This window comes from Shewanella litoralis, assembly GCF_009828585.1.
GTDB classification, from domain to species: domain Bacteria; phylum Pseudomonadota; class Gammaproteobacteria; order Enterobacterales; family Shewanellaceae; genus Shewanella; species Shewanella litoralis.
On record NZ_WSRZ01000027.1, the window covers coordinates 43,749 to 50,130 of the forward strand.

At 45.7% G+C, this 6,382-nt stretch carries 6 protein-coding genes and 1 pseudogene; 4 read left to right on the forward strand and 3 right to left on the reverse strand.

Annotated features, from left to right (window positions below):
• Positions 1-93 precede the first annotated feature (93 nt).
• Positions 94-1,434 (reverse strand): NAD(P)/FAD-dependent oxidoreductase, encoded by a 1,341-nt coding sequence (locus GQA99_RS17600; protein ID WP_160056122.1) that lies wholly within the window; start codon positions 1,432-1,434, stop codon positions 94-96.
• A gap of 31 nt (positions 1,435-1,465) precedes the next feature.
• Positions 1,466-2,017, reverse strand: a complete 552-nt coding sequence (locus GQA99_RS17605) for a GNAT family N-acetyltransferase (protein WP_160056124.1) — start codon at positions 2,015-2,017, stop codon at positions 1,466-1,468.
• 144 nt (positions 2,018-2,161) lie between these two features.
• Here GQA99_RS17605 and GQA99_RS17610 point away from each other — a divergent pair, with 144 nt between their 5' ends.
• The 4 genes from GQA99_RS17610 (at position 2,162) to GQA99_RS17625 (ending at position 5,869) form a co-directional block, all read left to right on the forward strand.
• Positions 2,162-2,863, forward strand: coding sequence for a spondin domain-containing protein (locus GQA99_RS17610; RefSeq protein WP_160056126.1), 702 nt, complete (start codon positions 2,162-2,164; stop codon positions 2,861-2,863).
• Positions 2,864-2,874: 11 nt separating this feature from the next.
• Positions 2,875-3,594, forward strand: coding sequence for a spondin domain-containing protein (locus GQA99_RS17615; RefSeq protein ID WP_160056128.1), 720 nt, complete (start codon positions 2,875-2,877; stop codon positions 3,592-3,594).
• A gap of 83 nt (positions 3,595-3,677) precedes the next feature.
• Entirely contained in the window at positions 3,678-4,412 is a 735-nt protein-coding gene (locus tag GQA99_RS17620; protein ID WP_160056130.1) for a response regulator transcription factor, read from the forward strand.
• Positions 4,412-5,869, forward strand: a complete 1,458-nt coding sequence (locus GQA99_RS17625) for a sensor histidine kinase (protein ID WP_160056132.1) — start codon at positions 4,412-4,414, stop codon at positions 5,867-5,869. The genes GQA99_RS17620 and GQA99_RS17625 overlap by 1 nt, the downstream gene beginning before the upstream one ends.
• A 401-nt stretch (positions 5,870-6,270) precedes the next feature.
• Here GQA99_RS17625 and GQA99_RS21055 read toward each other — a convergent pair.
• Positions 6,271-6,382: pseudogene (locus GQA99_RS21055) on the reverse strand (IS982 family transposase); the annotation flags it as partial.

A 6,382-nucleotide genomic window follows, 5' to 3' on the forward strand; every position in this document is an offset into this window, starting at 1 on the left:
AGGTTTTATTCCTCAAAAATGCCAGTCAATTATCTGACTGGCATTTTTAATTACCTTTTGGCGAACAAGCTCACTAGTGTCCAATTTAGTTAGTTAACCAAAGCGGTCTTTTAACCAACCATAATGATAATATCCCCATTGCCCAAGGCGCCTTGCTTGGGTAAAGGGGAATTTAGGTAATGGTTGTTGATATAAAGGCAACTTAGGTAAAGCTTCACCGGCAATGCTTTGTGCTAATCGAAATGCCGCTTGACTGCTAAACGACACGCCCGCACCGCAATATCCTAAGCTATACCCTACGCCACCTTTGCTATACACATGGGGCATATCATCCATCGCAGCAGCAATCCAGCCGGTCCAGTTATAGGCTATCGCTTTGCTCGATAAGCTCGGAAAACACTTATTAAGCGCCATTTTTAAACGCTCACCATACACAGGGTTTGCCGAATCTTTGCCCCACACCGCACCACGACCACCAAACAGTAAACGGTTGTCTGGCAGTAAGCGGTAATAGTATTTTAAAATACGCGTGTCCATGGTGACTTGATGCGTATGCAAACCAGCCTGTGCTAGCTCTTGCGCCGTGAGCGGCTCGGTAACAATCACATTGCTTAGTATGGGTAAAAACTTGTCATCTATACGCTGATTAAAGCGCTTTGGCGTGTAGGCATTGCCCGCCATAATCACCTTATTGGCAATCAACTCTCCGTTAGCGGTGATTAAACGATGCTTACCGCCCTCTTCAATCCAATCTAATACGCAAGATTGCTCAGAAATCGTCACGCCTTGGGCTTGTACCATGTCCTTATAACCGAGTAATAATTTAAGCGGATTAAGACCAAAACCGTCTTTTAAGCGTAAAGCGCCATAGGCTTGATGATGGTCTAAATATTGCGCTCTAAAATCGCCGCTATTAATAAACTCAGCGCCACTGTCTTGGCTATCTGCCAGGTGTTGTTGAATATACTGAGCCGCATTTTGCAGTGTGACCAGCGCTTTTGGATTATGAGCCACTTTTAAATAGCCGGCTTCTTGCGGCTCACAGGCAATATTGTGTTGTTGAATTAAACCATCGACACGCGCGACAGCTTGAGTAAACTCATCGTAAATGCCTTTGGTGGTAGCTAGATCCCAGCGTTGGGTCATGGCGGCATAACCTAAACGGCCCGAGCCTTTTAACACAAACCCAGCATTACGGGCGCTGGCACCAAATCCCACCTGATTAGCCTCTAATACATGGCAATCAATATTAAACTCACTCGCCAGGTAATACGCGGTTAACAGCCCGGTATAGCCACCGCCAATAATCGCCACATCGGTTTGCTGGCGGCCAGATAATGCGGCTGTTGGTTCGCCTAATGCCTGGGTCGCCGCCCAATAGCTTGGGGCAAAAGGTTGATTGTTAGGATGAGAATTTACCAGCGGATCGTACATATTATTCTTCTTATTAATAAGGGAAATCAGGCTAAAAAACTAACAGCATTTCACAGGCGACACAGTGGCAGTCGTGGTCGCAAATAACACACATATACTCTTCGCCCATGTAACGTTGATGCCAGCGCTGAGGATGTTCGGCAATTAGCTGCCCACCCGCTTTCGTAAAATAGCGCACTGCTGCATTATTGGGGCTTTGTTGCCACAAATGGCTCACTCCCGCTTTAGCCCCTTGGGCAATCACTGCCGTTTTAGAGGCTGCTAATAACTGTCCGCCAAGACCTTGTCCGCGGGCAGATTCTGCAATAGTGTTCGATTTGAAATAACACACATCCTCAAATGCAACGCCCCACTTATCTACCGTGCACCACTGATCTTGCGGCCACTGCCCTGCGGCATAGGTTAATCGAAAACCAATAAGCTGATCGTTTTCAATTGCGACAAAATTGGCGTTAATACCATGTTTAATGCCTTTGTAATAAATCGCCGTGAGTTCAGCAATGTCCATATAACCACTACCATGAACAATTTCGCCTAAAGCAATCACTGCGTCAAAGTCAGCGTGGGTCAGTTCTCTAATCATAATCTTATATTCTTGTCTGTTTCAGCACACTTTAGCACACGCCAATATAGCCAGCTACGATGTTAAACTTTTGTGATAATTTGGCAATAACCTGGTGAAACTCCTGCCGCATACTGGATGCAATTAAACAAAAGGAGCTCGGTTATGAAACGTACATTAGTGACTGCAAGTCTTATGGCTGCTGGATTATTTAGTCTTCCAACTTTGGCAGCGGATATTGAAGTTAGCGTGACCAATTTAACTCACGGAAATCACTTCACCCCTCTTTTGATCGCTGCTCACGACGCTGACAGTCATCTGTTTCAAGTAGGTACCGAAGCCTCTGCAGCATTGCAGAAAATGGCTGAAGGTGGTGATATTGCCGACTTAGAAGCTGCCGTTACAGGCAATGCAGGCGTCACATCGGCAAACCCAGCAATGGGATTATTAGCCGCTGGCATGAGTGTCAGCGATGTGATGTTAGATACTGGCGATAACACTCATTTATCGATTGTTGCCATGGTATTACCCACCAACGATGCCTTTGTTGGGCTAGATGGCTGGGAAATTCCAACAGAAGCAGGTACTTATACTATGTACGTTAATGCGTATGATGCTGGCACCGAAGCCAATGATGAAATCATTAATGGTGGCGGCATGTCTGGAGTACCGGGCATTCCTGCAGCACCTGGCGGCGATGGTGGGACTAACGGTACTGGCGTAATGGACAATAGCGACAACAGTTACGTGCATACTCATCCAGGCGTATTAGGGGACATGGATCCTGCTGGTGGCATGAGTGACCTAGACAGCCGCGTACACCGCTGGTTGAATCCTGTTGCCAAAGTTGTGGTAACAGTAAAATAAGGAGGTAGCCCATGAAACTCACTGACTTTACATTAAAGCCCAGTTTACTGGCCATGTTGGCAGCGACCACCTTATTAACCGCGTGTGGTGATGATGACAATGACACCGTTGTCGAGACTCCGCCAGCAGCTGTGATGCAAACCTTCACGGTCACTGTCACTAACCTGACGGCTAACCAGCCCATGTCGCCGGTGATTTTAGCCGCTCATGCAAGCGATGCGATGTTATGGAACGCCGGTGAAATGGCAAGCGAAGCCATAGAAAAAATGGCTGAAGGTGGCGATACCGCTGATATAGCCGCACTAGCTGTGATGACTAGCAGCGTTAACGGAGCGGGACTTATCATGCCCGGCATGAGTGAAACCCTGACGCTCACGATAGATGAAGCCGACGCTGCCAGTATAAGCCTAGCGACTATGTTGGTTAACACTAACGACGCCTTTACCGGCATAAACAGCTACAACATTGCGGGTATGCAAGTCGACGCCTCAAGCTCAATGAAGTTTATGGCCTATGATGCAGGCACCGAAGCCAACAGCGAAGCCAAAGGCACTATGCCAGGCCCTGCTGATGGCGGCGAAGGTTTTAATGCCGCGCGTGATGATGTCGACTTTGTTCATATTCACCCTGGGGTGATTTCAATGTATGACGGTTTAGCCGACTCAGTACTGGATGCTTCGCACCGGTTTGATAACCCAGTATTAGCCGTCACCATTACCAGAACTGAATAAATTTAAACCAGGCTGAAATTTATTCGCCTCAAGGCAGGTCTAGTTATTAATGTCAAAACTGGACTTGCTTTGAGGAAATCAACATGAATGGAACCACTAAACATAGCGGTCATGCCTGCCCGCAACACATTTTGCTGGTAGAAGATGAACAAGACCTGGCTAAATTACTCATTCTTAACCTCAAAGCACTCAATTATCACGTCGACCACGCCACAACATTAAAGCAAGCCATGCAGATTATTGAGCATAAAAAGCTCGATTTAATTTTATTGGACCGCATGCTCCCCGATGGTGACGGCATTATGTTGTGCGAGCAATTACGCCAAGCCGGCAAGGAAGTCCCGCTGATGCTATTAACGGCTAAAGACTCAGAAGCTGATGTGGTACTAGGGCTTGAGGCCGGAGCCGATGATTATCTGGTGAAACCCTTCAGCGTATTAGAACTTCGCGCACGCGTAAAAGCCTTACTAAGACGCGGTAAAGCCCAGCAAGAGCAAACTCAACAAATTGAATTTAACAGCGTCACCATTAACTCCAGTACCCGCGAAGTCACCGCATTTAACAAAGCACTGACCCTCACCGCCCGCGAGTTTGATTTACTGCTGTTTTTAGCCAAACACCCGCTGCAAGTCTTTAGCCGTATGCAATTACTCGAAGCGGTATGGGGTTATAACTACGACGGTTACGAGCACACAGTGAATAGCCATATCAACCGATTACGCAATAAATTATCGCAGTGCTCACCCGAACACGACTTAGTGAAAACCGTATGGGGCGTGGGTTATAAATTTTCACCACCAGAGGTGCAAACCCACTAATGAATCGTTTATTCAACCGACTATTTTTGGCCGCTACACTGATTGTATTATTGTTATTTGTCGCCTTGTGGCAATGGTTGCAACTCAACCATGAGTTTAGCCGCAATCAAATACAACAATCATTGCATCGAGAATTAGCCGAACATATGGCGCACATCAACCCGCTATTGTCGCAAGGGATTACCTCTGACGCTGCGCTTAAAGAAGCTTTTCACGACTTTATGCTGTTAGGCCCAAGTTTTGAAATTTACACTCTAGACCCTAATGGCAACGTCGTTGCCTATGATGCCAAAGATGAAAAAATCAAAACTCACCGCGTTGATACCAATATTATTCAGCAGTTTTTAACCGGCGAAAACCTGCCTGTGCTGGGCACCGATCCGCGTAGTGAGGACACCCAAAAGATATTTTCGGTGAGTAAATTAGTGACCCCAGAAGGCCTGCACAGCGGCTATTTGTACGTCATTATTGGTGGCGAAGATTACGACAGCTGGCAAGCACTGATCAACGCCGAAAACCAGCCAAAAATATGGGGCGCTACCATCGGTTTTTGGATCATTTTTGCCTTGGTGCTCTTTGTGATTTTATTGCGCTATTTTACTCGTCCGATCCAAAAATTAGCCCAAGACTTAACCGAGCTAAAAGATAAGCCTATGTCAGACAATCTCATGCTGCCACAGCGTTATCGTGGCAGTTTAGAGATAAGCCAACTGAGTCATCATATCAATCATTTACTTCAAGAAATTCAATTACAACAACAGCAAGTTAAGCGTCAGCAACAAGCTAAACATGACTTTTTATTGCACTTATCGCATGACTTAAAAACCCCGCTGACTGCACTATTAGGCTATATCGATACCTGGCTTATTTTACCTGAAGATGAGCGCGACGAAGCATTGATCCAATACGCTGCCAACTCCGGCCAAACCTTACAACAGTTATTGGCACAGTTATTAGAATTGGCCGCCCTCGAAAATGGTCAAATCGATGCGCAATTGCAACAGGTTAACTTAACTGAATTACTCAGCGACATTGAGCAAACCTTTACCCCGCGCGCTAAAAAGTTGGGGGTACAACTTGATTTTGACATTAATCATGCAGGTCAAATTTATACCGATCCCACCTTAATGCGCCGAATCCTCAACAACTTAGTCGACAACGCTCTGCGCTACACTCCTGCTGGCGGCAAAATCCAAATCATTAATGCACGTCACAATGACCAACAATGGTTAACCGTGCGTGATACCGGCGCAGGCATGCACAAGCATGAAGTTGACGCCCTTAAACAATTGTCGATGACCACGCTGTCATTTGAAGCTAATCAAAGCCTGCCACAACTCGGCGTCGGACTCGCCATCGTCAGGCAGTTATTGGGGTTATTAAAGTGCAAAATTGAAATCGACAGCCAACCTGGGGTAGGAAGTGAGTTTAAGATAGAGTTGGTGACGCAGAGTTAATCTCATTTTTGAATCGTAAATGATCAGCGATTTGATTCGTGGCCTCAATGGTACTGACTCAGTTTTGTTTATCATTAAACTTCATGATAAACAAAATCAATTATATCTAAACAGAAGAATTAGAACTAAGTTCTTACAAAAATTTAAGCTACTGTGAGTTAACAATATGGCCTGCAGCCACTAACGTCGTGGCGCTTCACCCACACCAGACCAAGAGGAAACCAACGGCTGCTCCTCTTTACTCTTTATAAAAGAATTGGCCCAGCCGCCACATCAAAATTATCATTCTTGTTACTAAACGAGAGCTGCGATAATTTCGCGACGTGGTTGAATCCAGCTTTTGACTTCGTTTGTAGTCCGCTTCGGCCAACTCTTTATAGTAAAGAATACCTCAGATCTGGTTAAGCAAACACGATATTAGTGCTATCTAACAGCTCAAGTTCTTGAGCTGTTAGATTTAATGATGGCTTCTCGTCTTTTAAACAATATGCAATCAATCCACCAACTAGATTA